Genomic DNA, 22,831 nt, shown 5'->3' with positions numbered 1-22,831 from the left:
GCCCACATCAATACGGCGGATCTAACCTATGAGCCGCAGGCACAAATGCACTGGTTTGCAATACGCGAGCACCTCGGCCAACACGCATAAAGCGTTTAAACCAGAGGCTGCCAAGCGTTATTCGCCCATAACAAGAAAGGAAAATATATGCGTAACTGGACGTTCGGAACCCCCAAGGTGGCCTATATATCCGGCGGTGGAAGCGGCATCGGTTTGAACATCGCCAACGAGCTACTTGAGGAAGGTTGCAGCGTGGCGCTATTCGATCTCAAGTTCGACGACGAAGTGTTGCGACAACTGCGTAAACAATGCAGGGCCAGCCAAAAAGTCGAAGTGTACGTGGTGGATATTACCGATCCCCAAGCGGTTGATGCAGCTATGGATGAAGCCGCCCAGACGTTGGGCGCCGCCGATCTCGCCCTCAATTCGGCCGGTATTCTGCGCACTGGCGTGTTCACTGAAATGCCTTACGAGACGTTCGAACAGGTGGTGCGGATCAACCTGCTGGGCAGTCGCAACTTTGCCGCCAGCGCACTGCGTCATATGCACAGCGGCAGCCATCTGGTGCTGGTCGCCTCATTAGCCGGGATTGTTGGCACTTACACGCAAGCGGCATATGTAGCCTCGAAACACGGCGTAGTTGGCTTAGCTGAAGTGTTGCGCCTTGAGCAGAAACTCAAAGGAATTGATGTCTCGGTTATCTGCCCAGGCGAAATCTCCACGCCGCTGCTGACCTATGAGCGTGAACACGGCAGCAATGTCACCAAACGGCTCAATGAAATCGCCGGCGTTCTTACGGTTGATGAAGCCGTGAGCGGCATCATGAAAGGCCTCCGCTCGCGTGAATTCATGATCACCCCGGGGTTTCGGGCAAAAATTCTGCGCGCTGTCGCACGCAAGGCTTCTGGACTGTTTCGCCGAACAATGGATATAAATCTGGCTAAAGCGATTGCTGAAGATCAGGCCTTAAGCCTTAAATAGGGCTTTCGCCGGCGCTGCTACGCAGTGCCGGAATTCACCAAATGGCCGGAATCTCGGCTGCGCTTGCCAAGGATTGTGTACATGGGTGTTTTTCCTCTCCCCGATTTGCATATCTCAACCATCGCGGACATTCACGCACTGGAACAGACTGCCGAAACCGACTTGGCGCTGCCCAACAGCACCTACGAACTACTGCAAAATGCGGCCGCCACTTACGGCGACAAGGTCGCATTGCGCTTTCTGCCGAAAGCGACGCTTGATGAACAATCGATCAATCTGAGCTTCCGCCAACTCTTCGCTGGCGTCACCCAGACTGCCAACGCCTTGCATCGGCTGGGCGTAGACAAGCACAGCGTGGTTTCGATGCTGCTGCCCAACCTGCCGCAAACTCACCTGGCCATCTGGGGCGCGGAAGCGGCCGGGATTTTCAACCCGATCAACCCGCTGCTCGAAGTCGAGCATATTGCCGCCATCATTAATGAAGCGCAGTCAAAAGTACTGATCACGCTGGCGCCAATGCAAGGCAGCGACTTGTGGCAAAAAGCTCAGGCCATCAAGCAACTGGCGCCCTGCCTCAGCCATATTCTCACCGTCAACCTCGCCCCCAACGCAGACGGCTCGCAACACCTAAGCGACGAGGTGCTCGACTTCGACGCAACGATCAAGGCGCAACCCGCAGACCGGCTTATCAGTGGTCGCCAATTCGCCCCGGACGACATCGCCTCGTACTTTCATACCGGCGGCACCACTGGCACGCCCAAACTGGCGCCACACACCCACCGCAACGAGCTGGTGTGCTGCTATCAGATGGCCAGCGTGGTTAATCTGGACGCGCACAGTAAGTGCCTCTGCGGCCTTCCGTTGTTTCACGTCAACGGTGTGTTCGTCACCGGCCTGGCACCGTGGCTGGTCGGCGCCGAGGTGATTCTGGCAACGCCTGCGGGCTACCGCACACCGGCGCTGATGGACAATTTCTGGGCATTGGTCGAGCGCTATCGCGTCTCGTTTTTCAGTTGTGTGCCGACCATTCTCAGTGGCCTGCTCGACAAGCCAAGCGAGGGCCATGATTTGTCATCGCTTGATGTCGCCCTCTGCGGCGCAGCGCCGCTGGCAACTGAATTGATGCGTAAGTTCGAGCGTAAAACCGGTATCGTTCTGCTCGAAGCCTACGGCCAAACCGAAGGCACCTGCGGCAGCACGGTCAACCCTAAACACGGCGAACGCCGGGTAGGCTCAGTCGGTTTACCCCTGCCCTATCTGAAAATTCGCATTGTAGAAGTCGATGCACAGGGCAAGTGGCTGCGTGATTGCGCGGTCAATGAGCCGGGCTGCGTAGCCATCTCCGGACCCAATGTTTTCAGTGGCTACAAGCAGGCGCAGCAGAACGAGGGCCAGTGGATTGCCGAAGGCTGGTTCAACACCGGCGATCTCGGACGCCTCGACGAAGACGGTTATCTGTGGCTGACCGGCCGCAGCAAAGACTTGATTATTCGCGGCGGCCACAACATTGACCCGCAAATGATCGAGGAAGCGTTCTACCAGCATCCAGAAGTTGCCGAAGCCGTGGCGATCGGCAAGCCGGACAAGCGGGTTGGCGAGGTGCCGGTTATTTTCCTGCAATTGCAAAAAGGCGCTGGCGTCAGCCATGACGAGCTGATGCGCCACGCCCAGGCAAGCATTCACGAGAAAGCGGCCGTGCCCAAAGAGATTCACTTGGTTGAGGCCATGCCATTGACCGCCGTCGGCAAAATCTTCAAGCCGCAACTGCGCAATCAACTGATTGAACAGATGGTCACTGATGAGTTGAATGCCCTGCTGCAAACACCATTCAAAGTGGCCGTACGGGTCGACAAGAAGCTCGGCCAATGCGTGATTGTGTCGACCGCTGCCGAATCCGCTGCCACGGTTAAACAGGCGCTGGCCGACTACACATTCTGTCTTGAGGTGAATCAGGGCTGAGTTGAAATTCACCGCGCAGGTATTCACCTGAATACCTGCACGCGTTGTACGAAAAGGGAGATTTATGAGCATTCGCAACGAATTTCTGGACTTGCAACGCCGTATTGGCGAGTCGGTACTCGGTCAGGATGATGTAGTGCGTCAAGTATTGCTGGGGCTGTTGGCCAACGGCCATGTACTGCTCGAAAGCCTGCCGGGTCTGGCCAAGACACGCACGGTGAAAGCGTTGGCCGAACACCTCGACACGCGCATGAGCCGCATCCAGTTCACCCCCGACTTGCTGCCATCGGACATTACCGGCGGCGAGGTCCTGCACAGCAAAGACGGGCAAAACCAGATCCGTTTCGAGCCGGGCCCGCTGTTCGGCAATATCATCCTCGCCGACGAGATCAACCGCGCACCCGCCAAGGTCCAGGCGGCGTTGCTGGAGGCCATGGAAGAACGCCAGATCACCGTGGCGGGTGAAAGTCACGCCATGCCGGAGTTGTTCATGGTGCTGGCGACGCAGAACCCGATCGAACAGGAAGGCACCTATGCGCTGCCTGAAGCGCAAATGGACCGCTTCCTGATGAAGGTGCAACTGGATTATCCCTCGGCAGAAAATGAAAGTGAGGTGCTGCGTCTGCTTCGCGCCGAAGAAAAGCAGGGCCTCAAGGGCGATCGCCCGGCGGTGCAGCGGCTGGATCCGGCGCTGGTGTTCAAAGCCCGCCTTGAGATCAGTGAGATCCATGTCGCCGAGAGCATTGACCGCTATCTGATTGACCTGGTGAACGCCAGCCGCTCTGCCGCCGATTACGACGCCGACCTGGCCCGCTGGATTGCCATCGGCGCCAGCCCCCGTGGCGCGATCAGTCTGGACCGGGTAGCACGGGCGCATGCCTGGCTCGAAGGCCAGGACTTTGTCTCCCCGGATGATGTGCGCGCAATCATGCTGCCGGTTCTGCGTCATCGCCTGCAACTGAGCTACGACGCAGTGGCCGACGGGGTCAGCGCCGATCAGGTGGTGCAGCGTATGCTCGATGTCGTCGCCGTTCCGGCATGAGCACCGCCGCCGATAATCAGGATTGCCCATGACTGCGCCCGCCGATAAAACCGATGGCTTCGTCTACGTGTCGCTCAGCCAATTAATGGCGCTGCAAACGCCTGCACGCGGCCTGAGTTTTGCCGCCCGGCAACCACGCGCAAGCATCCTCGCTGGCAACCACGCATCGCGCATGCGCGGTCGCGGGCTGAATTTTGATGAACTGCGTCGTTATCAGCCAGGCGACGACCTGCGCCACCTCGACTGGCGCGCCTCGCTGCGCACCGGCAAACCCTTTGTGCGTTCATTCAGCGAAGAACGCGACCGGCCGATGCTGGTGGTGGTCGACCAGCGCATCAACATGTTCTTTGGCTCAAGCCGAAGTTTTAAATCGGCAACAGCGGCGGAACTGGCCGCCCTCGCCGCCTGGATCGCATTTCACAGTGGTGACCGGGTCGGCGGCCTGGTATTTGACGACCAGCAGATTGAAAGCTTCGCGCCCCTGCGCAGTCGCGCCCGCGTGCAGGCACTCTGCGCGAGTATCTGCCAGCATAATCAGGCGCTGAATGCGGGCATTGCCGAGGTCGAGCACGACACACAACTCGACACGGTGTTGCAGCGCTGCCTTAATCTGGCCAGTCACGACCACACCCTGTGCATCGTCAGCGACTTTGCCGGCGCCACCCCGCGCACATTGCAACTGCTGCGCCAGCTCTCCAGTCACAACGATGTCATTGCCATGCAGGTTTATGACCCAACGGCGCTGGCCTTGCCCGACAGCGGACGCATACGGGTCACTCAGGGTGAGCTGCAGGTCGAGTTGGCGATTGATAAAAAGCACATTCGCCAGCCACTCGGCGAGTTTCTCACCGGCCGCCTGCGCGATGTCGCCAAGCTGTTAAGGCGCAGCCAGGTGCCACTGCTGATGATCAGCACCGCTGAAGATGCCTTAAGCCAATTACGCCGCGAACTCGGGCGCCTGCATGAGGTGCACCGATGAGTAACGACTCACCCTTGATCAGCCAGCTCATCGAGTTGCCGCTGCCGGAACCGATCAGCTACATGCCGCAAACCTGGGGTTGGCTGGCACTGCTTGCGCTGATCGGTGCGGTGGCGCTGATTTACGCCTGGAGACGCGTGCAACGCTGGCGGCGTAATCGCTATCGCCGTGAGGCGCTGCAACAGTGGCAGCAACTCAATCAGCAGGCGCAAAGCAGCGATCCGACTCAGGCAGTCGCGGCGCTGCGTGAACTCCCCGAATTGCTCAAACGCACGGCCCTGTCGATGCCCACAAACCCTCCGGTGGCAGAATTGAGCGGGGCGCGCTGGCAGGCATTTCTGGCCAAGACCAGCGCCCAACCGCTGCCCGAGAACTTTGCCACGCAACTGGCATTACTGAGCTACGCCCCAGCGGCGAGGCTTGAGCAACTGGACGCGCAGCAACTGCTCGCGACCAGTCGCCACTGGCTGGAGACGCACCATGTGGCAGTTTGAATACCTCTGGCTGCTGGTGTTGCTGCCATTACCCTGGCTGGTTTATCGCCTGTTGCCCGCTTATCGCGAAGCCCGCAGTGCCGTGCGCGTGCCTTTTTTCAAGGCCATGCTGCAAGCCATTGGCGCCACGCCAGACGCCCAGAACAATCGACATGATCGCTGGCAATTGCTGCTTAATCTGTTGATCTGGGCGCTGCTTTTACTGGCTGCAGCACGGCCTGTGGAAGTCGAGAAACCCATCGTGCGTCAGCAACCGGTGCGCGACATGATGCTCGCCATCGATATTTCGCAGTCCATGGAAACGCGCGACTACCGCGATGAAAACGGCCAGCTTATCGACCGCCTGAGCGCGGTCAAAGCGGTAGTCAAAGGCTTTATCGACAAACGCCAGAATGACCGGATCGGCTTGATCGTGTTCGGCAGCGGTGCCTTTGCTCAGGCGCCGATGACCCTCGATCACTCAAGCCTGGATATTCTGCTCGACGAAACCGCCATTGGCATGGCCGGGCCCAACACCGCGATTGGCGATGCCATCGGCCTGAGTATCAAGTTGCTTGACGCCGCTAAAGAGCGCGAAAAAGTCCTGATCCTGCTCACTGATGGCAATGACACCAGCAGCGCTATCGAACCGCAGCATGCCGCCATCATGGCGAAGAACCATGACATCGTCATACACACCATCGCCATTGGCGACCCCAAAGCCAGCGGCGAAGACAAGGTGGATCTCACTGCGCTGAAACGCATTGCCCGCACCAGCAACGGCCGCTTCTTTCGCGCCGATGACAGCTCGGCGCTGGAACAGGTGTACGCCACACTCGATGCCATGACGCCGCATGATGTCAAAACCCTCAGCCATCAGCCCAAACGTGACTGGTTCTGGCTACCACTCGGCGCGGCGCTGTTGCTGCTGTGCCTTTACCATCTACTGGCAATTGCCGCTGCACGTTTGCCACGCATGCATCCGCACAGCAAGGAAAGCTGATGGACATTGACTTGTCTGCCCTGCACTTCATCCGCCCACTCTGGCTTTTGCTGTTGGTGCCCGGGTTGTTGTTGCCGATTATCTGGCGCAACGGCCAGAGTATGCAGCGCCGGTTGAACGGCAAGATCGCGCCGCACCTGCTCGACTATCTGCTGCTGACACCGCAGGACAATCATCGCCTGCGACCCGTGCATCTGTGCGCCGCGATCTTGATTATTGGCGCCATTGCCGCTGCGGGGCCGACCTGGCAGGAAGACCGCCCAGATTTTGTCGATAACCACGCGCCGCTGATTCTGGCGCTTGATCTGTCGCCCTCGATGGACAGCCGCGACGTGCCGCCGAGTCGCCTGGAAGCGGCCAAGAACAAACTGCATGATCTGGTCGAACGCCGTGGCAACGCGCACACCGCACTGATCGCCTATGCGGGCAGCGCACACATTGTGTTGCCGGCCACCGATGACCCGGCGCTGTTGAACAGCTTCATTGAGCCCCTGAGCAGTTCGCTGCTGGAGATGCCCGGCAAGAATCTGCTGCAAGTGGTCGAGCAGGCCAAACGGATTCTTGCCGCCGAAAAAGCCCCCGGCAGCCTGGTGATTATCAGCGATGGCGCCGACACCTCGCAGCTTGATGCGCTGCAACAGCAACTCAAGGGCAGCCTGTTGCAAGTGTTGATACTGGCGGTGGGCTCTGAGGCGTCCAATTTTGATCGCCCAGGCCTGGAGCAATTGGCGCACGCGCTGGATGCACCGCTCGGCAGCCTGACCCTGAATGATGACGACCTCGACTGGATTGAGTTGCATGCGCAGAAGCACTTCAAGGCTGCCAGCGGCGATGCCAACGAAACACGCTGGAAAGACGCCGGATACTGGTTGGTGTGGCCGCTGTTGCTGATCGCACTGCTGTGCATTCGGCGTGGCTGGAGTATCAGTTGGAGCGCGGCAATCGTACTCGGCGTTGGCTTGGCGCAACCGGCACCGGCGCAAGCGGGTGGCTTCGCGGACGCCTTTTTAACGCCCGACCAGCAAGGCCGCTGGGCCTTTGAGCATGGCCATCTGCCGGCCGCTGCCGCGCACTTCAAAGATCCATATTGGAAAGGCATCGCCGCCTATCAGGCGTCTGATTACAAGCTGGCCGTGAGCACGTTCAGCACCCTGGATACCGCTCGGGGCCAGTTCTATCTGGGCAATAGCCAAGTGCGCCTGTTTCAGTTTGCCCCGGCAATTGAGGCCTACAAACGCGCCTTGGCATTGCAGCCGGACTTTGCCGAAGCCAAGGCCAACCTGAAACTGACCCTGGCCCTGCAAGAGAAGAGCTTTGAAGACGCCGAGAACCTGCCTGGCGATAAAGCTGACGAGTTGAAGTTCGACAATACGAGTGATCGCGGCAAGGAAACCGAATTGAAAGCCGGCAAGGCGATCAGCGATGAGTTGTGGCTACAGAACCTCAGCACCTCACCGGCGAAATTCCTCAAGCAAAAATTCTCCATGCAAAATGCAGCCAGAACTGCCGCAGGTACCGCACAATGAAATCCTGGCTGCTACTGCTCAGCTTGCTCGCGCTGTCATTTTCCGCCCACGCCAGCGAACCCGAATTACAGGTAACCGCACGGCTGGTTCCGGACCAAAACATTGTGGTTGGCAGCACCGTGAGGCTGCAAATTGATGTGCTGGTCGAAACCTGGCTGACTGCCGCGCCGGATTTGCCAGAGCTGAAACTGTCGGGCGCAAGCGTAATCCCGAGCAACGGCCGGGCCCAGAACATCAGCCGCAAACAGGCCGGCAAGACCCTGTTTGGCGCGAGCTACAGCTACCTGATTACCCCGCACCAAGCCGGCAATTTTTCCATACCGGCGTTAACCATCGAGGCCAGCGTCGGCCAGGCTAGTGCCCCGCTTAGCGCCAGCACACAGCCCATATCCTTCAGCGCCGCGCAGCCTCCGAGCTTCGCCGCAGATGAAGTGCCGTTGGTGGCCAGCGCACTCGACTGGCAGCAATCAATCCATTATTCCGCGCAACCGCTGAAGGTAGGCGACAGCATTACCCGCGAGCTGCACCTCAAGGCCCAAGACTCTCTGGCGCTAAATTTGCCAACGCTTGAAGCACCTGCAGTCGATGGCCTGCGCCTGTATAAACGTGAGCCTGAAGTGACCGATCTTGAAGATGGTCGCGGCCACAAAACCGGCGGCCAGCGCGTTGATCGGCAAGTCTATGTGGTCGAACGTGAAGGCGATTTCAGTCTGCCGCCACTTAAGCTCAAATGGTGGGACAGCAGCGCCAACACCCTGCGCGAAACCAGCATTGACGCTGTCGAGTTCAAGGCCGCCGCCAGAGCGCCGCTAAAAACTCCGTTCTCGGTTGAGCAGGACCTTGAGCAACTGGGCCAGAGCACCCGTATACATCTCTCGCAATATTGGTTGAGCTTGCTATTGGGCGCGGTATTGCTGACTGTGGTGGCGTACTACGCGCGTCCGTTAATCTGGCGCGGCCGCCGTGTTTATCAGGCTCAGCGCGCGCGAATCAAGCAACAATGGCGAGCCTCTGCGCTATTTGCCTGGCGTCAGGTGGGCCCGCAGCTGAAACAGCCGCAACCGCAACTGGGGGCTTTTTACCTGTGGCTGCAGCGCCGCACCCAACGTAAGAGCCTGCGCCAGTTCATGCAGTTGTTGCCGCCATCATTGGCCAAGCGGCTGAGCCGGTTTATCGAGCAACGCTATGCTCAGCAAACTACCAACCCGCAGGCGGTGGAGGATTTGCTGGACGCCCTGCCGAATCTGCGTCGGGCGGCCAACAAGCGCACTGAACGTGCGCACAAGCCAGCGTTAAGGCCACTCAACCCGCATTAACCGCGCTGCGCTTCTGCCAGGGTTAAAGTTGCTGCGGTGCGCGGGCACACAACGCACCCAGCGCTTTAACCCACTCGGGATGATCATTCAGGCACGGCACCAGTTGCAGCGATTCACCGCCTGCTTCGATGAACACCTCGTTGGCGCGATCACCAATCTCTTCCAGGGTTTCGATGCAGTCGGCGACAAACGCCGGACACATGACCAGCACCTTTTTTACCCCTTGCGCAGCAAGCGCCTGCAAGTGTGGCTCGGTGTAAGGTTCGATCCATTTTGCACGCCCCAGTCGTGACTGGAACGAGACCGACCATGTGCCATCGGCCAGCCCCATTTTCCGGGCAAACGCCTCGGCGCTGCGAATGCACTGTGCGCGGTAGCAACGGGCAACCACTTCATCCGACGCGGTCTGGCAGCAGTCCGCCCCTTTAAGGCAATGGCCAGTGGGGTCGAGCTTGCGCAAGTGACGCTCGGGCAAGCCATGAAAGCTCAGCAGCAAGTGGTCATATTCCTGCTGCAAATGCGGCGCGGCGCTGGCGACCAATGCATCGATGTACTCGGGCTGATCGTAAAACGGCGCGACAATCGACAAGCGCATGTTCATGGCGTTGTCACGCATTACCCGCTTCACTTCCTCGATCACCGTGGTGGTGGTGCTGTCCGCAAACTGCGGATACAACGGCGCCAATGTCACTTGGGTGACGCCCTTTGCGGCAAGGCGCTTGAGGCTGGACTCGATCGAGGGCTGACCGTAACGCATGGCCAGCTCCACCGGCCCGTGCTGCCATTCACTGCGCATGGCTTCGGCCAGGCGTTGGCTGAGCACCACCAGCGGCGAGCCCTGCTCCCACCAGATCGAGGCGTACGCGTGGGCGGATTGTTCCGGGCGTTTGATCAATATCAGCGACACCAGCAGCCGGCGCACCGGCCACGGCAGATCGATTACATATGGGTCCATGAGAAATTGATTGAGGTAGCTGCGCACGTCAGCAACATCAGTCGAGGCAGGAGAGCCCAAGTTAACCAGCAGCAGAGCGTGATCGGTCATGCAAAATCCTAATTCAGTGGGTACTCAACAGATCCGCGAGCGCCACATCCAATCGAGTGAAACGAAACTTGTAACCGGCGTCGAGCAAACGCTGCGGAACACAACGCTGACCAGCGAGCAGTAAACCGGACATCTCGCCGAGCGCCATGCGCAAAACGATGCTGGGTACAGGTAACACAGCAAAGCGACTCAGAGCGTGCGCCAGCTCATAAGTAAACTCACGGTTACGAACAGGATGCGGCGAGCAGACATTATAAGGGCCGCTGGCGCTTTGGTGATGCATAAGAAAATCTATGGCGCCGATTTCATCCGCCAGATGCACCCAGGGCATCCATTGCCGACCGCTGCCGACATTGCCGCCCATACACATTTTGTAGAGCGGGATCAGGCGCTTGAGAAAGCCCTGTTTGTTTGCCAAAACCAGACCGGTTCGCACCAACACAACGCGAATCCCCTGCGCTTCAGCACGCATGGCGGCTTCCTCCCAGGCGTTGCACAATTGCGCGGCGAAATCATTGGTTACCTGCGGCACATCCTCAGCCAACTCGCGCTCACCGCCATCACCATACCAACCCACGGCCGAGCCCGAGACCAACACCGCAGGTTTCTGTGCGCGCTGGCCCAGCCAGGCCACCAACTCTTCGGTTAAACCAATCCGGCTCGACCAGAGCAGCGTCTTGCGCTCACTACTCCAGGGCTTATCGGCAATCGGCTCGCCAGCCAGATTAATCACCGCATCGAGTGGCTCGTCAGACACCTCAGCCAACGCCGCAATGCCACGCACCTTGGCCCCGCAAAGCTCTGCTACGCGTTCGGGCGTGCGGCTCAGCACAGTCAGCTGGTGTCCTTGCCCAGCCCATAAATGACACAAGCCCCGACCTATCAGGCCAGTACCGCCGGTGAGCAAAATATGCATGACATCACCCTCTTTACACATCAGGATTTGGTGAACCACGGGATGCTTGAGCTAGTCTATTGGTACACACAAATCAGCATCCGTTACTATCAAGATAGCTAATCCTAAGCACAGGCATGCAAGTAACCACGGCCTATACTCTTATACATTAAGAATATTTTGTACAGCTCTAGTATAATTTGCACACTGCGCCAGACTTACGAGGCTAACCATGACCGCTTCAGCTCCCATCGCCATTATCGGTGCCGGTATCGCCGGGCTCTCCGCAGCGCAAAGCTTGCAGAGTGCCGGCTACGCGGTACAACTATTCGACAAGAGCCGTGGCAGTGGCGGGCGCATGTCCAGCAAGCGCAGCGATGCAGGCTCACTGGATTTGGGCGCGCAATATTTCACCGCACGTGACCGCCGCTTTGTTGAGGCCGTGCAGCAATGGCAGGCGCGTGGCTGGGTCAGTGAATGGACGCCCAGCCTTTACAATTACAAACATGGCGAGTTGAGCCCGTCCCCAGACGAGCAAATACGATGGGTAGGCAGCCCGCGCATGAGTTCAATTACGCGCGGCATGCTGGGTGATTTGCCGGTGCACTTCTCCTGCCGGATTACCGAGGTCATTCGCGGCGAAGAACACTGGAGCCTGCAAGACAGCGAAGGCACAAACTACGGGCCATTTTGCCAGGTGATTATCGCCACTCCCGCCCCCCAGGCATCGACCCTGCTCGCGGCAGCACCGAAACTGGCCAGCGCTGCTGCAAGTGTTGCAATGGAGCCAACGTGGGCTGTTGCCCTGGCCTTTGAAAACGCCCTTGATAGCAATGTGCAGGGCTGCTTTGTACAAGACGATGCACTCGACTGGGTTGCCCGCAACCGCAGCAAACCGGGGCGTGAGGATGTGATGGACACCTGGGTGCTGCATGCCAGCAGCGCCTGGAGCAAACAACATTTGGACATGCCCAAAGAGCAGGTCATCGAACAACTGCATGGTGCGTTCGCCGAGATGATTGGCTGCTCAGTACCGCCGCCTTCATTCAGCCTGGCTCATCGCTGGCTCTATGCGCGCCCAGCCGGTGCGCACTCGATTGGCGTGCTGGTGGATTCCGATCTGGGCATTTATGCCTGCGGCGACTGGTGTTTGTCTGGCCGGGTGGAAGGTGCCTGGCTCAGCGGCCAGGAAGCGGCACGGCGTCTGCTGGAAAACCTGCAACAGTGACCGCGCCCCTGCACCGACTCAACCCGCGCAAGTTGCTGCTGTCGAAATGGACGGCAGCACAACCGCGCAATCGCGAAAAACACTTTCTGGTGACCCAATTACACCTCAATGAAAACGACGAGGTGATTGCAGTAGAACTTGAAGCGGTTTACAGCAAACGCTCGCAACGCCTCGACTGGCAAGCCCTGCGCAACGCAGACCAATGGCTTACCGGCTGGCGCTAACTCCCCGCCACAAATCCCCGCCTGTACAACTCTGCTGAGCACTGCCTCTGCCCGCCTTGCGACACATTCTGAAAAATATCGATGCAATATCTATACAAATAATTTGACTTGTACAATTCTGATCCTATGATAGAAAAAGTTGTACGGAGAATAATTTTCGTACAAGTATTTATCACAGGGCCTGCCATGAACAGCCAAAACACTTCAGTCCGTAAACCCAAAATAGGCATCAGCGCCTGCCTGCTCGGCTCCGAAGTCCGCTACAACGGCGGGCACAAGGAATCGCGGCTGTGCAGCCGCACCCTGACTGAGTATTTCGACTTCATCGGCATCTGCCCGGAAGTGGCCATCGGCCTGGGCATCCCTCGCGAGCCCATCCGTCTGGTCGGTGATCCCGATGCGCCACGTGCCGTCGGCACGGTTGATCGCGAGTTCGACGTGACCGCGAAGCTGGCCGATTACGGCTCGCGCATGGCAGGCGAACTCACCGATATCAGCGGCTATATCTTCATGCAGCAGTCGCCTTCATGCGGGGTCAACCGGGTCAAGGTGTATCAGGACAACGGCCGCCCGAGCGAACCCAAAGGCCAGGGCATATTTGCCCGCGAGTTCTGCAAGCGCCACCCCAACCTGCCGGTTGAAGAAGATGGCCGCCTGAACGATCCGGTCTTGCGAGAAAACTTCCTGACCCGCGTTTTTGCCTATGCGCAGTGGCAACAACTGTGCAAAGACGGCCTGAGCCGTCATCGCCTCATTGAGTTTCACTCGCGCTACAAGTACCTGCTGATGGCAACCAACCCTCTGCAATACAAAGCACTTGGGCGTTTGCTCGGCAACATGGCCAAGCAGGAACTCAAGCCGTTGGCCGAACATTATTTCAGCGAGCTGATGCGCGCCTTGAAAACCTGTGCAACACGTCGCACGCACAGCAACGTGTTGCAGCATCTCAGCGGCTACCTGAAACAGTCGCTGAGCAGTGAGGAAAAGCAGGAAATGCAGCAACTTATCGGCCAATACCGTCAGGGCATCGTGCCGCTGGTGGTGCCGCTGACACTGCTCAAGCATCACCTGCGCCAACACCCTGATCGTTATATTGCGCAGCAGGTTTATCTGCAGCCGCATCCCGAAAACCTCAGCCTGCGGAACGCCATATGAGCGAGCAACACGCGTTGCCGCCGGATCAGGCGGAGCCTGGGCAAAATGCTGGCGATGACTACCAGAGCGCCATCGCCGAAGGCTATTTGCCGATTCGCGAAGTCGCGCGCATTACCGGCGTCAACGCGGTTACCCTGCGCGCGTGGGAGCGCCGTTATGGCCTGATCGTGCCGCACCGCACGCCCAAGGGTCATCGCCTCTATCACCAGAATCATGTCGAGCGCATTCAGGCGATCCTGACGTGGCTCAATCGCGGCGTTGCGGTCAGCCAGGTCAAGGGGCTGCTGCGCGGCAACAACGCTCAGGTGCAGGAAGCTGATTCGCAGTGGCAGCAAAAATGCCTGCACATGCAGAGCGCAATCTACAGCCTCAACGAGCGCAGCCTCGATGAATGTTTGAATCGTGAGCTGGCTGTCTATCCGCCGCACACGCTGTATACGCAACTGCTCAAACCGTTACTCGATGCCCTGCAATTACGCTGGCAGGGTCAGTTCGGCAGCCAGGTCGAGCAAGTGTTTTTCTACTCGTGGCTGCGCAGCAAACTGGGCGCGCGGGTGTATCACAACAACCGCCAGCACAACTCGGCACCGGTGTTGATGATCAACTTGTCCGACCTGCCGATGGCGCCGGAGCTTTGGCTCAGCGCCTGGCTGGTGAGCAGCGCCGAATGCCCGGTAGAAGTATACGACTGGCCAATTCCGGCGGCCGAACTGGCACTGATTGCTGAACACGTCCAGCCGCGCGCTCTGCTCCTGCATTCCAGCCAGAGCCTGAACAGCCAGCAATTGCCGAAGTTGATTGGCAGCTGTGATTGCCCCTGCCTGATTACCGGCGCGACCGTAGAAATTCATCAGCAATTGCTGGAGCAACTGGCGGCAGATAACAGCCAGTTGCTGATCGCCCGCGACCCGCTGGCGAGCGTACACGCCTTATCCGATCTCGATTTGCTGAATAGCTGACAGGACGCTCAATGAATCAATTAATGTGGTTTCGCACAGACCTGCGAGTCAGCGACAACAGCGCACTTGCCGCCGCCATGGACGCAGGCCCTACCGTGGCCGTGTTTCTCCTGAGCCCTGCACAATGGGCGCGCCACGATGACGCGCCGTGCAAGGTCGACTTCTGGCTGCGCAACCTTGCCGAGCTGAGCGCTGCACTGGCAGAACTCAATGTGCCCCTGCTGGTGCGTAACGCCGACCTCTGGGAGCAGGCGCCGCAGGTCATTGCCCAATTGTGCGAGCAGCTGTCTGTTTCGGCCGTGCACGTCAATGAGGAATACGGCATCAACGAGACGCAGCGAGATAACGCCGTTGCCGCTGAGTTGGACAATCACGGCGTGCGCTGGAGCAGCCACTTCGACCAACTGCTGTTTCAACCCGGCAGCATCCTGACCCAGGCTGGCCAGTACTTTCAGGTATTCAGCCAATTTCGCAAGGTCTGCTATCAGCACTTGCAGCGCGCCGTTCCAGCCATTGTCGACACCCCGAAGGCGCAGGCCGAATTGTCGATCAAAGCCGATGAAGTCCCGCAATCGGTCGACGGATTTGCATCGCCGAGTACGACCTTACAAGCGCTCTGGCCCGCCGGAGAGGAGGTTGCGCAACAGCGTATGCAGCGCTTTGCTGATGAGCACATTCGCGACTACCAAACTGCCCGCGACCTGCCCGCAGTGCCCGGCACCAGCCAGTTGAGCAGCTATCTGGCAGCGGGCGTGATCTCGGTGCGCCAGTGTTTACAGCAGGCCTTGCTGCATAACCACGGTGAGTTTTCCGATGGCAACAACGGTGTCGTAACCTGGATTAACGAACTGCTCTGGCGCGAGTTCTACAAGCATATTCTGGTGGGTTATCCGCGCGTGTGCCGTCACCGCGCATTCCGCTTGCAAACCGAATACCTGCCTTGGCGTAAAGCACCGCAAGACCTTGCGGCCTGGCAAGAGGGCCGCACCGGAATACCGATTATTGATGCGGCGATTCGCCAACTGCTGGAAACCGGCTGGATGCACAACCGGTTGCGCATGGTCGTGGCGATGTTCCTGACCAAGAACCTGTTGATCGACTGGCGCGAAGGTGAGCGCTTCTTCATGCGCCATCTGATTGATGGTGATCTGGCGGCCAACAATGGCGGCTGGCAATGGAGCGCCTCGACCGGCACGGATGCAGTGCCCTACTTCCGTATCTTCAACCCGGTCAGCCAGTCGCAACGCTTTGATCCAGAGGGACGCTTTCTGCGCCGTTGGCTGCCGGAACTGATAGGCCTTAACAACAAGGACATTCACAACCCGGATGCCATGGGCGGCCTGTTCCGTCTCAGCGACTACCCGCGGCCAATCGTAGATCTGAGCAAGAGCCGCGAGCGCGCCCTCAGTGCGTTCAAGAATCTGCCAACGCGCAGCGAACTTAACCTGGAGGCGGCCTACTGATGAGCGATTTCCTCGAACAATTCGCCCGCGATTTCAACGCACTGAATGCAGGCAACCTCGACCGTCTGGACGAGATGTACAGCGATGACCTGGCGTTTACCGATCCCATGCACAGCATCAACGGGCTCAGTGATTTCAAGGCCTACATGAGAGAGATGTACGCCAACGTCGAGCAGATCGAATTCATCTTCGAGGGCTGCGACTACGTCGCTGAGGGTCAGGGTTACTTGCGCTGGACCATGCGCTTTCGCCACCCACGGCTGGCCGCAGGCAAACAGATTGAAGTGCCCGGCTGCTCGCACCTGCGCTGGCGGGAGAAAGTCTATTACCACCGCGACTATTTCGATGCCGGCGCCATGCTTTACGAGCATTTGCCGGTGATGGGCGCAGTAATCAACTGGCTCAAAAGGAGACTGGCATGAACGCACGACGTATCTGGCTGACCGGAGCCAGCAGTGGTATCGGCGCAGCGTTGGCCGAAGAGTTGCTCAAGCAGGGCCATAAACTGGCACTCAGTGCACGTCGCGTGGAGCCACTGGTGGCAATGGCGCGTCGTTATCCGGAGCAGGTTCTGCTGGTGCCCGGCGACCTGAGCAACGTTGAAGAGGTGCGCGCAATCGGCCGCCGCATCGAGCAGAGTTGGGGCGTACTCGATACGGCAATCCTCAATGCCGGGACCTGCGAATACCTCGACAGCCAGCACTTTGAAGCCGCGATGGTCGAGCGCGTGGTCACTTCCAATCTGTTCACCACCAGCTATTGCATCGAGGCTGCCCTGCCGCTGCTGCGTCTTGGCCAATACCCGCATTTGCTCGCGGTCGGCAGCTCAGTGACCTATCTGCCTCTGCCACGCGCCGGGGCCTATGGCGCTTCAAAAGCCGCGATTCGCTACCTGATTGATTCCCTGCGCATTGATCTGGCCCACGAGCACATCGATGTCACGCTGGTCAGCCCGGGCTTTGTCGATACACCTCTGACCCAGGAAAACGACTTCCCCATGCCGATGCGCTGGCCAGCCGAAAAAGCCGCGCGCCACATCGCCAAACGCATGGAGCGGCGGCCGCAGGAAATCGCCTTCCCCGGACTGTTTATCGCCGGCCTTACCACTCTGGCCCATCTGCCGGCTCGTCTGCGTCTGGCGATTGGCAAGAGCTTGTCGCGCAACCAACCTGCAGCGAAGGATCCGGCATGAAAATCGCCATCATCGGCAGCGGTATTTCCGGCCTGACCAGCGCTTACCTGCTGAGCCGCAAGCACCAAGTAACGGTATTTGAGGCCAGCGACTGGATTGGCGGGCATACCCATACCGTAGAAGTGAGTGCGGGCGGCGAGCAGCATGCCATTGATACCGGTTTTATCGTGTTCAATGACTGGACCTACCCCAACTTCATTCGCCTGCTCGACACCCTTGGCGTGCGCTACAAGCCAACCGAGATGAGCTTTTCGGTCAACGATCCGGACACTGGTCTGGAGTACAACGGCAACAACCTCAACACCCTGTTTGCCCAGCGCAGCAATCTGTTCTCGCCGACATTCCTCGGCATGGCCCGCGATATTCTGCGTTTCAATCGTCAGGCAACAGACGACCAACACAATCAGCGCATCAGCGAAACCACAACGCTGGGTGAATACCTGCGCACTAACAATTACGGCCAGGCATTTATTAATCAGTACATCGTGCCGATGGGCTCGGCTATCTGGTCGATGTCACTGGCGGACATGCTCAACTTTCCGCTGCAATTCTTCATCCGGTTCTTCAACAATCATGGCCTGTTGTCGGTGAGCAATCGGCCGCAGTGGCATGTGATTGAAGGCGGTTCGAGCCGCTACGTCGAACCGCTCTGCGCCTCATTCAAAGAACACATCCGCATCAACTGCCCGGTGCACAATGTTGAACGTGATGAACAGGGCGTAACTGTGCACAGCGCGGCGGGTAGCGAGCGCTTCGACAAGGTGATTTTCGCCTGCCACAGCGACCAGGCCTTGAAACTTCTGGCCGAACCGCTGGCGCTGGAACGCGAGATACTCGGCGCCCTGCACTACGCCGACAACGATGTAGTGCTGCACACCGACACGCGCCTGCTGCCCACCCGAAAACTGGCCTGGGCCAGCTGGAACTACCGCTTAGGCGGGCCGAGCGAGCAATCGGCAGCCGTTACTTACAACATGAATATTTTGCAGGGCATCGAGAGCCAGACCACCTTCTGTGTGAGCCTCAACCAGACCGCACTGATCGACCCGACGCAAATTCTCGCCCGCTACACCTATGCGCATCCGCAATACAGCCTCGCGGGCATTGCCGCACAAGCGCGCTGGCAAGCACTGCAAGGCCAGGCCCATAGCTACTTCTGCGGCGCTTACTGGGCCAATGGTTTCCATGAAGACGGTGTGGTCAGCGGTTTGCGCGTGGCTCGCGAATTCGGTGAGGCGCTGTAATGAACAGTGCCATTTACAGTGGTTGGGTCAACCACCGGCGCTTCACCCCGAAAAGCCACAGCTTTAAATATCGTATGGGCTTTATTTACCTGGACCTTGATGAGCAAGCGCAGGTGCTCAAGCTTTCGCGGCTGGCGGGCAGCAGTCGCTGGGCACCGCTGTGTATCCGTGAAGAGGATTTTTTACCGGCTTTCACCCGCAGTGGCATGTGCCTGATCGATGCCGTTCGCCAGCGCGTTGGCGAGGCCATCGGGCAAATCCCACAAGGGCCGATTTGCCTGCTCACGCAACCGCGCAGTTGGGGCCTGGCCTTTAATCCAGTGAGTTTCTTCTACTGCCATGCAGCAGACGGCACGCTGGCCGCGATTCTCTGCGAAGTGAGCAATACGCCCTGGCGTGAGCGCTATCACTACGTACTCCCGGCCACAGGCAGCGGCCAACAACATTTTGCTGTGGCCAAGGCCTTTCATGTATCACCGTTCTTGCCGCGCGATCTTGAGTACCGCATGTCGTTCAGCGCGCCGGCCAACCGCCTCGGCGTGTTCATGGCCGACTGGCAGGGCGAGACCAAGGTCTTCGATGCCAGCCTCAGCCTTGAACGCACCGAACTCAGCCGCAAGAGCCTGCACGGCTATCTGTGGCAATTCCCCTGGATGACCGGCAAAACCGTTGCCGCCATTTACTGGCAGGCCCTGCGCCTGCTGTTCAAACGCCTGCCCATTTTCAGCCATCAAGGCGCCAGCACTGAATTCAGTGTCGCCCTTCAGGACTCCAAGGAAGTACGCCATGAAAAGCTCTAGCCTGACTCCGACCAAAGACTCCGTGCGCACTGGCAATGGCATCGGTGCAAGCTTTCTGCGCATGGCAGTCATGCGCCAACTGGCGCAATTGCGCAATGGCGCCCTTGAAGTAGTGGATGGCAATCAACGCCAGGTATTTGGTGATGCAATGGCGAGCCTGCGCGCCGAGCTTCACATCCACAATGACGCCATCTGGGGCATGGTCGCCAGCAATGGCTCGATCGGCGCCGGTGAGGCGTACATTCACGGTTACTGGACCTCGCCTGACTTAACGGCGGTGGTGCGCGTGTTTGTCAGCAATCTGGAAGTGCTGGACGCAATGGAAGGCGGCCTGGCGACCTTGAGCCGTCCGTTTATCAAGGCGCTGCACTGGGTCAATCGCAATACCCGCAGCGGCTCGCGGAAAAACATCGCCGCGCATTACGATCTCGGCAACGACATGTTCGAGCAATTTCTCGACCCGACCATGATGTACTCAGCCGCCCAGTTCCTGACCCCGCAAGACACCCTGGAACAGGCGCAGTTGAACAAGCTTGAGCGGATCTGCCAGAAGCTCGAGCTGAAACCCGACGATCACCTGCTGGAGATCGGCACGGGCTGGGGCAGCATGGCGATTTATGCGGCCATTCACTATGGCTGCAAAGTCACCACCACAACCCTTTCGCAGGAACAATACGACTATGCCGCTGAGCGGATTAACCGCCATCGGCTGCAAAGCAAAATCACCCTGCTGCTGGAAGACTACCGCGACCTGCAGGGCCGCTATGACAAGCTGGTGTCGATCGAAATGATCGAAGCTGTCGGCCATAAGTTCCTCCCGGAATATTTCGCCCAATGCGCGCGCCTGCTCAAAGATGACGGGCTGATGCTGCTGCAGGCCATCACCATTCGCGACCAGCGTTACGAGCAGGCCAAGAACAACGTCGACTTCATCCAGCGCTATATATTTCCAGGCGGCGCCCTGCCCTCGGTGAGCAAGATGCTCGATGTGATCTGTAAACACACCGACATGAACCTGCACCACATGGAAGACTTTGGCCTGCATTACGCGAAAACCCTGCGGATGTGGCACGATAACCTGCATCAGGCCCGACATAACCTTGAGCAGCTCGGCTACGACGAATACTTCTACCGCATGTGGGAGTTTTATCTGTGCTATTGCGAGGGTGGCTTCATCGAGCGCACCATCGGCACCGCGCAACTGCTCATGGCCAAACCGGCCGCCCAACCACAGCCCTTACTCGGACGTTTTGATGTCTAAATTGCTGGCCAACGCCCTGCTGTTTCAACTCGGCTGGTTCACCTGCATTCTTGCGGGGAACAGCCTGTGGTTATTGATCGTCGGAGCGGTGCTGGCAATCCATCTGCTCTGGACCAGCAGTTGGCACGCGGAAGGCAAACTGTTGATCAGCGTGTTTCTGGCCGGCAGCGCATTGGACACATTCCTGCTTAACCTCGGGCTGTTCCAATTGCCGGTCGAGAGCAAAGTTATCCCGCTGTGGTGGGCGTTGTTGTGGCCGCTGTTTGCCAGCACGCTTAATCATTGCCTGGCATGGACCGCCAAACCGTGGTGGCGCGCCAGTTTGCTCGGCGCCTTTGGCGGGCCGCTTTCGTACTACGCCGGAGTCGAGTTGGCGGGTATCCGGATGCCCCACGGCGAATGGCCAACGCTGTTGTTGCTGGCTGTGATTTGGGCTGGCGTCATGCCGATATTGCACGGTTTCAGTTCGCTGTACCGCAGCCAGTACGAGCAACGCTTGCGCACCCAGCGCTGAGTTTTCTGCGTTTTCGATCACGGCGCTCGCAGGCTTGGAGTAGACTGCGGGCATGACCGATGCCAAGCCAGACGCAAACATTCTCATTGCGCATGCCCAGCAGCCCGAAATTGCCTGCTCGAACTGCGCAGCCTGCTGCTGCCAGCTCGAAGTCATGTTGCTCACGGAAACCGGCGTGCCAGAGCGCTTTATCGCCACCGATGAGTGGGGCGGTGAGGTCATGCTCAGGCTCGACGACGGCTGGTGCGCAGCCCTTGATCGCAACAGCATGCGCTGCAGCATTTACCAGCAGCGCCCGCTTATCTGCCGCGAATTCGAGATGGGCTCACCCGAGTGTCAGGATGAACGACGCGGCATGAGCGGGATTTACCGCTAAGCGAGCGCTTGTCGCCCGCCTCCAGCAAAGCTGCATAGCAGGCTTACCAGGTTGATCCGGTCTGGATGTACAGTGCGGTATCTTCCGGGCCCCGCGCCACATCCACGCCCATGACCAGGCCGTAGCGCCGGGCAATCATGTAGCGGAATCCGCCGCCGACTGTATTCACTTCCTCTGCATCAGAAAAATCGCTGAAATCATCGGCTGCACGCCCGGTTCCGGTGAAGAACCCCAGTTTCCAGCGCTGATTGATTTTGTAGTCCAACTGGATTTCCGCGACCCCAACCCGGGTACCTTGGTAGCGTGATTTCGGCACACCGCGCAGGTCGATGAAGGGCGGCACGTAAGGCGGCAGGTCGTCGCTCCCACGCGCGTTGACCCCGTCTACCTGCACGCGCAGCCCAAGGTTCCACTGATCGTTCAGCTCCCAATAGTTGAGGCCCGAAAGCTGGTAGCTGGAATAGTCGTAATCACTGCCAATGGCATCGTCGAAAACGGTGTAGTTGCTGGAGTAGTAATAACCGTGCTGGGGATTGAACGGGTTGTCACGGCTGTCGTATTCAAGCACCAGGCCCAGGCCTGAGGTGGTGGCCGAGCGCACGCTGTTGCTTTCGATGTAATCTTGCACCTCCAATGGCAGGCGCGACAGATCGGGAGAGTTGGCCAGTTCGCCTTGCACTTTACGGTAAAGCTGGCGACCGCCGACAAACACATGCGTGTCTGGAAGCCGGTATTTGAGATCCTGAAACACCACCGGGCCGCGCAGGTTCAGCTCAATCGGCTGACTCAAGTCGCCCGTTCGCGGCAGTGAGTAAAACTCCAGATTGGGCGATGCGTAGGCCAGCACGCCGCGGTAGCGCAGCGTGTCATCCAACCAGAAGCCGAGATGCCCAATAGCGCCGGCCCACGTGCCATTCTCGGTGCCCATGCCGGCGACAATGCTGATGTTTTCAGGCAGCAAGGCTTTGTTTTGAGTGCGCTGTTTGCGCTGCTCTTCAGACTCATGAAAGAACAGCGCCCCCAAGGCCAGCCCAGCGCCTACTGCGGGTTCGGTAATGATGCCCGGCACCGGCAGAAAACCGTGCGGTACTTCAGCCAGAAAGTTACTGGCATCGACTTGACCATCTTCAGGGTCAATAAACTTATCGCTTAAATCCGCGTGAGCGAACGTCGGCAGTGTCATAGTAAGAGTGACA

At 58.7% G+C, this 22,831-nt stretch carries 23 protein-coding genes; 20 read left to right on the top strand and 3 right to left on the bottom strand.

The annotated features are described in order from the left end of the window. Positions 1 to 147 precede the first annotated feature (147 nt). The 8 genes from FEZ62_RS12175 (at position 148) to FEZ62_RS12140 (ending at position 9,279) form a co-directional block, all read left to right on the top strand. Positions 148 to 981: an SDR family NAD(P)-dependent oxidoreductase gene (locus FEZ62_RS12175; protein ID WP_172927810.1), complete on the top strand. Its 834-nt coding sequence runs from the start codon at positions 148 to 150 to the stop codon at positions 979 to 981. A gap of 81 nt (positions 982 to 1,062) precedes the next feature. After that, the gene (locus FEZ62_RS12170) at positions 1,063 to 2,940 is read left to right on the top strand and encodes an acyl-CoA synthetase (RefSeq protein WP_172927809.1); all 1,878 of its coding nucleotides are present in this window, start codon (positions 1,063 to 1,065) and stop codon (positions 2,938 to 2,940) included. Positions 2,941 to 3,004: 64 nt separating this feature from the next. Continuing rightward, entirely contained in the window at positions 3,005 to 3,982 is a 978-nt protein-coding gene (locus tag FEZ62_RS12165; RefSeq protein ID WP_150548589.1) for a MoxR family ATPase, read from the top strand. 28 nt (positions 3,983 to 4,010) lie between these two features. After that, positions 4,011 to 4,961 carry a DUF58 domain-containing protein gene (locus FEZ62_RS12160; protein WP_172927808.1) on the top strand — a complete coding sequence of 317 codons (951 nt, stop codon included), beginning with the start codon at positions 4,011 to 4,013 and terminating at the stop codon, positions 4,959 to 4,961. Continuing rightward, positions 4,958 to 5,455 carry a DUF4381 domain-containing protein gene (locus FEZ62_RS12155; protein WP_172927807.1) on the top strand — a complete coding sequence of 166 codons (498 nt, stop codon included), beginning with the start codon at positions 4,958 to 4,960 and terminating at the stop codon, positions 5,453 to 5,455. The genes FEZ62_RS12160 and FEZ62_RS12155 overlap by 4 nt, the downstream gene beginning before the upstream one ends. After that, on the top strand, positions 5,442 to 6,437 hold the full coding sequence (locus FEZ62_RS12150; RefSeq protein ID WP_090512875.1) for a VWA domain-containing protein: 996 nt from the start codon (positions 5,442 to 5,444) through the stop codon (positions 6,435 to 6,437). The genes FEZ62_RS12155 and FEZ62_RS12150 overlap by 14 nt, the downstream gene beginning before the upstream one ends. Next, positions 6,437 to 7,963, top strand: coding sequence for a VWA domain-containing protein (locus FEZ62_RS12145; RefSeq protein ID WP_172927806.1), 1,527 nt, complete (start codon positions 6,437 to 6,439; stop codon positions 7,961 to 7,963). The genes FEZ62_RS12150 and FEZ62_RS12145 overlap by 1 nt, the downstream gene beginning before the upstream one ends. Then, entirely contained in the window at positions 7,960 to 9,279 is a 1,320-nt protein-coding gene (locus FEZ62_RS12140; protein WP_172927805.1) for a BatD family protein, read from the top strand. Before FEZ62_RS12145 ends, FEZ62_RS12140 begins: the two co-directional genes overlap by 4 nt. A gap of 22 nt (positions 9,280 to 9,301) precedes the next feature. Here FEZ62_RS12140 and hemH read toward each other — a convergent pair whose 3' ends face one another. Next, complete coding sequence (gene hemH / locus FEZ62_RS12135; protein ID WP_172927804.1) at positions 9,302 to 10,324, bottom strand: ferrochelatase; 1,023 nt, start codon at positions 10,322 to 10,324, stop codon at positions 9,302 to 9,304. Positions 10,325 to 10,337: 13 nt separating this feature from the next. Beyond that, positions 10,338 to 11,240 (bottom strand): TIGR01777 family oxidoreductase, encoded by a 903-nt coding sequence (locus tag FEZ62_RS12130; protein ID WP_150548583.1) that lies wholly within the window; start codon positions 11,238 to 11,240, stop codon positions 10,338 to 10,340. A 211-nt stretch (positions 11,241 to 11,451) separates the two neighbouring features. Here FEZ62_RS12130 and FEZ62_RS12125 point away from each other — a divergent pair, with 211 nt between their 5' ends. The 12 genes from FEZ62_RS12125 (at position 11,452) to FEZ62_RS12070 (ending at position 21,635) form a co-directional block, all read left to right on the top strand. Further along, complete coding sequence (locus tag FEZ62_RS12125; RefSeq protein ID WP_172927803.1) at positions 11,452 to 12,447, top strand: FAD-dependent oxidoreductase; 996 nt, start codon at positions 11,452 to 11,454, stop codon at positions 12,445 to 12,447. 8 nt (positions 12,448 to 12,455) lie between these two features. Beyond that, on the top strand, positions 12,456 to 12,671 hold the full coding sequence (locus FEZ62_RS12120) for a TIGR02450 family Trp-rich protein (RefSeq protein WP_172927875.1): 216 nt from the start codon (positions 12,456 to 12,458) through the stop codon (positions 12,669 to 12,671). A gap of 186 nt (positions 12,672 to 12,857) precedes the next feature. Then, positions 12,858 to 13,826: a DUF523 and DUF1722 domain-containing protein gene (locus FEZ62_RS12115; protein ID WP_090512888.1), complete on the top strand. Its 969-nt coding sequence runs from the start codon at positions 12,858 to 12,860 to the stop codon at positions 13,824 to 13,826. Further along, positions 13,823 to 14,785, top strand: coding sequence for a MerR family transcriptional regulator (locus FEZ62_RS12110; RefSeq protein WP_069897776.1), 963 nt, complete (start codon positions 13,823 to 13,825; stop codon positions 14,783 to 14,785). Before FEZ62_RS12115 ends, FEZ62_RS12110 begins: the two co-directional genes overlap by 4 nt. Before the next feature lie 11 nt (positions 14,786 to 14,796). After that, positions 14,797 to 16,248, top strand: coding sequence for a deoxyribodipyrimidine photo-lyase (phrB, locus tag FEZ62_RS12105; RefSeq protein ID WP_172927802.1), 1,452 nt, complete (start codon positions 14,797 to 14,799; stop codon positions 16,246 to 16,248). Beyond that, a complete protein-coding gene (locus tag FEZ62_RS12100; RefSeq protein ID WP_172927801.1) occupies positions 16,248 to 16,670 on the top strand; it encodes a nuclear transport factor 2 family protein in 423 nt (140 codons plus the stop codon). The genes phrB and FEZ62_RS12100 overlap by 1 nt, the downstream gene beginning before the upstream one ends. Continuing rightward, positions 16,667 to 17,440 (top strand): SDR family NAD(P)-dependent oxidoreductase, encoded by a 774-nt coding sequence (locus tag FEZ62_RS12095; RefSeq protein ID WP_090512899.1) that lies wholly within the window; start codon positions 16,667 to 16,669, stop codon positions 17,438 to 17,440. Before FEZ62_RS12100 ends, FEZ62_RS12095 begins: the two co-directional genes overlap by 4 nt. Beyond that, positions 17,437 to 18,684 (top strand): FAD-dependent oxidoreductase, encoded by a 1,248-nt coding sequence (locus tag FEZ62_RS12090; RefSeq protein ID WP_172927800.1) that lies wholly within the window; start codon positions 17,437 to 17,439, stop codon positions 18,682 to 18,684. Before FEZ62_RS12095 ends, FEZ62_RS12090 begins: the two co-directional genes overlap by 4 nt. Next, positions 18,684 to 19,484, top strand: a complete 801-nt coding sequence (locus tag FEZ62_RS12085; RefSeq protein ID WP_172927799.1) for a DUF1365 domain-containing protein — start codon at positions 18,684 to 18,686, stop codon at positions 19,482 to 19,484. The genes FEZ62_RS12090 and FEZ62_RS12085 overlap by 1 nt, the downstream gene beginning before the upstream one ends. After that, entirely contained in the window at positions 19,471 to 20,745 is a 1,275-nt protein-coding gene (locus FEZ62_RS12080; protein WP_172927798.1) for a cyclopropane-fatty-acyl-phospholipid synthase family protein, read from the top strand. The genes FEZ62_RS12085 and FEZ62_RS12080 overlap by 14 nt, the downstream gene beginning before the upstream one ends. Then, entirely contained in the window at positions 20,738 to 21,259 is a 522-nt protein-coding gene (locus tag FEZ62_RS12075; protein ID WP_172927797.1) for a DUF2878 domain-containing protein, read from the top strand. The genes FEZ62_RS12080 and FEZ62_RS12075 overlap by 8 nt, the downstream gene beginning before the upstream one ends. A 52-nt stretch (positions 21,260 to 21,311) precedes the next feature. Further along, complete coding sequence (locus tag FEZ62_RS12070) at positions 21,312 to 21,635, top strand: YkgJ family cysteine cluster protein (RefSeq protein WP_172927796.1); 324 nt, start codon at positions 21,312 to 21,314, stop codon at positions 21,633 to 21,635. A 43-nt stretch (positions 21,636 to 21,678) separates the two neighbouring features. Here the strand turns inward: FEZ62_RS12070 and FEZ62_RS12065 are convergent, their stop codons facing one another. Next, on the bottom strand, positions 21,679 to 22,818 hold the full coding sequence (locus FEZ62_RS12065) for a BamA/TamA family outer membrane protein (protein WP_201970343.1): 1,140 nt from the start codon (positions 22,816 to 22,818) through the stop codon (positions 21,679 to 21,681). Positions 22,819 to 22,831 lie beyond the last annotated feature (13 nt).

The sequence above is a fragment of the Pseudomonas sp. MS19 genome (assembly GCF_013277615.1).
Classification (GTDB): Bacteria; Pseudomonadota; Gammaproteobacteria; order Pseudomonadales; family Pseudomonadaceae; genus Aquipseudomonas; species Aquipseudomonas marincola.
Note: the sequence above shows the minus strand (reverse complement) of the source record. Positions and strands in the feature narration are given on the sequence as shown.

Bases quoted from the DNA above. Each gene is read 5' to 3' on its own strand.
- FEZ62_RS12175 (WP_172927810.1), top strand. From the start codon at position 148: ATGCGTAACTGGACGTTCGGAACCCCCAAGGTGGCCTATATATCCGGC.
- FEZ62_RS12170 (WP_172927809.1), top strand. From the start codon at position 1,063: ATGGGTGTTTTTCCTCTCCCCGATTTGCATATCTCAACCATCGCGGAC.
- FEZ62_RS12165 (WP_150548589.1), top strand. From the start codon at position 3,005: ATGAGCATTCGCAACGAATTTCTGGACTTGCAACGCCGTATTGGCGAG.
- FEZ62_RS12160 (WP_172927808.1), top strand. From the start codon at position 4,011: ATGACTGCGCCCGCCGATAAAACCGATGGCTTCGTCTACGTGTCGCTC.
- FEZ62_RS12155 (WP_172927807.1), top strand. From the start codon at position 4,958: ATGAGTAACGACTCACCCTTGATCAGCCAGCTCATCGAGTTGCCGCTG.
- FEZ62_RS12150 (WP_090512875.1), top strand. From the start codon at position 5,442: ATGTGGCAGTTTGAATACCTCTGGCTGCTGGTGTTGCTGCCATTACCC.
- FEZ62_RS12145 (WP_172927806.1), top strand. From the start codon at position 6,437: ATGGACATTGACTTGTCTGCCCTGCACTTCATCCGCCCACTCTGGCTT.
- FEZ62_RS12140 (WP_172927805.1), top strand. From the start codon at position 7,960: ATGAAATCCTGGCTGCTACTGCTCAGCTTGCTCGCGCTGTCATTTTCC.
- hemH (WP_172927804.1), bottom strand. From the start codon at position 10,324: ATGACCGATCACGCTCTGCTGCTGGTTAACTTGGGCTCTCCTGCCTCG.
- FEZ62_RS12130 (WP_150548583.1), bottom strand. From the start codon at position 11,240: ATGCATATTTTGCTCACCGGCGGTACTGGCCTGATAGGTCGGGGCTTG.
- FEZ62_RS12125 (WP_172927803.1), top strand. From the start codon at position 11,452: ATGACCGCTTCAGCTCCCATCGCCATTATCGGTGCCGGTATCGCCGGG.
- FEZ62_RS12115 (WP_090512888.1), top strand. From the start codon at position 12,858: ATGAACAGCCAAAACACTTCAGTCCGTAAACCCAAAATAGGCATCAGC.
- FEZ62_RS12110 (WP_069897776.1), top strand. From the start codon at position 13,823: ATGAGCGAGCAACACGCGTTGCCGCCGGATCAGGCGGAGCCTGGGCAA.
- phrB (WP_172927802.1), top strand. From the start codon at position 14,797: ATGAATCAATTAATGTGGTTTCGCACAGACCTGCGAGTCAGCGACAAC.
- FEZ62_RS12100 (WP_172927801.1), top strand. From the start codon at position 16,248: ATGAGCGATTTCCTCGAACAATTCGCCCGCGATTTCAACGCACTGAAT.
- FEZ62_RS12095 (WP_090512899.1), top strand. From the start codon at position 16,667: ATGAACGCACGACGTATCTGGCTGACCGGAGCCAGCAGTGGTATCGGC.
- FEZ62_RS12090 (WP_172927800.1), top strand. From the start codon at position 17,437: ATGAAAATCGCCATCATCGGCAGCGGTATTTCCGGCCTGACCAGCGCT.
- FEZ62_RS12085 (WP_172927799.1), top strand. From the start codon at position 18,684: ATGAACAGTGCCATTTACAGTGGTTGGGTCAACCACCGGCGCTTCACC.
- FEZ62_RS12080 (WP_172927798.1), top strand. From the start codon at position 19,471: ATGAAAAGCTCTAGCCTGACTCCGACCAAAGACTCCGTGCGCACTGGC.
- FEZ62_RS12075 (WP_172927797.1), top strand. From the start codon at position 20,738: ATGTCTAAATTGCTGGCCAACGCCCTGCTGTTTCAACTCGGCTGGTTC.
- FEZ62_RS12070 (WP_172927796.1), top strand. From the start codon at position 21,312: ATGACCGATGCCAAGCCAGACGCAAACATTCTCATTGCGCATGCCCAG.
- FEZ62_RS12065 (WP_201970343.1), bottom strand. From the start codon at position 22,818: ATGACACTGCCGACGTTCGCTCACGCGGATTTAAGCGATAAGTTTATT.